The organism is Marinobacter sp. DSM 26671 (assembly GCF_900112835.1).
Taxonomy (GTDB): Bacteria; Pseudomonadota; Gammaproteobacteria; order Pseudomonadales; family Oleiphilaceae; genus Marinobacter; species Marinobacter flavimaris.
In genome coordinates this window covers 1-1464 of the sequence record NZ_FONF01000069.1, presented here as the reverse complement: position 1 = coordinate 1464, position 1464 = coordinate 1, and the positions used below count along the sequence as shown (strand labels likewise).

Annotated in this window: 2 protein-coding genes; both read left to right on the top strand. The window is 59.5% G+C overall.

Going from position 1 to position 1464, the window contains the following annotated elements; all coding sequences use genetic code 11:
* A partial coding sequence (locus BM035_RS22165) for a Mu transposase domain-containing protein (protein WP_441295090.1) occupies positions 1 to 676 on the top strand: 676 nt, incomplete at its 5' end.
* On the top strand, positions 663 to 1403 hold the full coding sequence (gene istB / locus BM035_RS22160; protein WP_092034459.1) for an IS21-like element helper ATPase IstB: 741 nt from the start codon (positions 663 to 665) through the stop codon (positions 1401 to 1403). The genes BM035_RS22165 and istB, both read left to right, overlap by 14 nt.
* Positions 1404 to 1464 lie beyond the last annotated feature (61 nt).

The window sequence follows — 1464 nt, the reverse complement described above, 5'->3', positions numbered from 1 at the left end:
CCACGGCACCACCGGAGAACCACCCCGGGAACGCTTCGAACGGGATGAGCGAGAACACCTGGAGGCTTACCTGTCACCAGCTTGCGTGCAATCTGTGGCCCACGAGACACGTCGAGCCGACAAGACCGGCCTGATCGCCTGGAAGGCCAACAAGTACTCTGTGCCCATGGCCTGGCAGCAGGCCCGGGTGGGCGTTCTGGAGTCCGGCGGCCAACTCCACATCAGCGACCTGAACACAGGGGAAGTCATTGCCAGCCATGCTCTGTGTGCCGATAAAGGCAAGGTAATCAAGAACACCCACCACTACCGGGATCATGCCCAGCGGGTGGCCACCCTTGAGGGTAAGATCAACGACCTGATCGGCAGTGACATCGGGCCACGGTTGTGCCAACAGCTCAAGCGTTCCGAGCCCAAGATCTACAAGGACCAGCTGGTGGCTGCCCGTGACCTGCTCAAGCGCCATGCGCCCGTGGATCCGGCATTAATTACGACGCTGGCAGAGCGTCCCGGCATGACCGCGACACGGCTGCAAAGTTATCTGGAAGCAGCCCAGGCCGCCGTTCTCCGGGAGCGACAGCCGGAACCGCTATCGGAACCAAAAGAAACACTGGATCTGAGCGCTTACCACCATATTGGCCGCTCCAGTGGCCAGGGGGTGACCCATGAGCCAGCTTGAACAGACCGTGGCCCGTTACCGCAGCCTGCGCCTGAGCGCGGCCGCCGACGAACTGACCAACCTGCTGGCCGAGGCTGAAGCCAACGAGATGTCCTATCTCAGCTTCGCGGACCGGCTTGCCGAGCACGAACTGACCCAGCGCCAGGACAAACGCATCCGCCGGAACCGGAAAATGGCTGCGTTCCCAGCGGAGAAGCGCCTGGAGGGCTTCGACTACCGGCACCAGACCACCATTACCAAACGCCAGGTCAATGCCTTGCTGGACTTCCAGTTCATCGACGAGCGAAACAACCTGGTGTTCATCGGTCCGCCCGGTGTAGGCAAGACCCACCTGGCCATCGGCATTGGCCACAAAGCTGTGGAGGCCGGCTACCGGGTGCTGTTCCGCAACGCTCTCGATCTGGTGGAAGAACTAGAGCTGGCCGAGATGAAGGGTGAGCTGAAAAAGCGGGTCAGCCAACTGGCCAAGTACGACCTGCTGGTCATCGATGAACTGGGTTACCTGCCCATGACGCGGCAGGCCCGGTACAACCTGTTCCAGCTGATCAACAGCCTGTACGAATACCGGTCCATCATCCTCACCACCAACAAGGACTTCACCAGTTGGGGCGAGTTCTTCCACGACGACAACGTGGCGGTGCCGATCATTGATCGGGTCATCCACCATTCACACATCTTTATGCTGGGAGGAGAAAGCTATCGGCTGAAGCAGAAAACGACAGGCTAGACTATGAAAGGTGGGTCAATTTTATTGGCCAAAGGTGGGTCAAAATAAATGGCCATTGACA